Source organism: Parendozoicomonas callyspongiae, assembly GCF_023502345.1.
Classification (GTDB): domain Bacteria; phylum Pseudomonadota; class Gammaproteobacteria; order Pseudomonadales; family Endozoicomonadaceae; genus Sansalvadorimonas; species Sansalvadorimonas callyspongiae.
Genome location: NZ_JAMFLX010000135.1, coordinates 1 through 670 on the forward strand (window position 1 = coordinate 1; position 670 = coordinate 670).

The 670-nt window shown below is 44.6% G+C and carries 1 protein-coding gene; it reads right to left on the reverse strand.

Translation table 11 applies throughout. The features are described from left to right. Positions 1-670: ISAs1 family transposase (locus M3P05_RS20645; RefSeq protein ID WP_249702033.1), on the reverse strand; the 670-nt coding region annotated here is incomplete at both ends.

Consider the following 670-nt stretch of genomic DNA (forward strand, 5'->3'; position numbering starts at 1 on the left):
CTTTAAACGTCTTCTCATTCTTCAGAAGATTGAGAACAATATGCCTAAAGCCTGAGAGAATTTCAGCCGCATCACCTCGGCGTATTTGGCAGTCATCTTCTTTCATGGCGACATCCAGAACATAGTGCAAACTATTTTCGATAGCCCAGTGGCTCCGTACACTCGTTGCAAGTTTCTTTGCCGTCAAATCTGCTGAACTGATGTAGTAGCGAATGCTGACATCTTCGATATTTTGAGGGGTGTCTCCAACTTGGCGAAAGGCAATAACAGCCCCCAGATTTCTCATACCTTTCCAATCAAAAGAGAGATTCACGAACTCATCAAAAATATCGCTGACAACATGGATACGGTGCTCATTTCGGCCCCGGTTTTTCTCTTTGGTTTCGTAGACGGAATCAAACTCGCCAGTGAGAATCTTGCCTATCGGAAAATGTTTTTCGAAGGCCTCATGGAGCTTTGGCTGGTTGCCTTTTACAGCAAGCAGGTAGTCTGCTTTCTTGCCGACAATCTTTTTGGCAATGTCACGCTGACAGCCCATAGCGTCAATGGTAACAAGGGATCCCTCAATGAAAAGAAGATCCAGAAGTTCAGGGATTGCTGTTATTTCATTGCTCTTGGCATCTGTTTTCGTTTGAGCGAGAACAACACTATTGGCAGTACAAAAGGCACT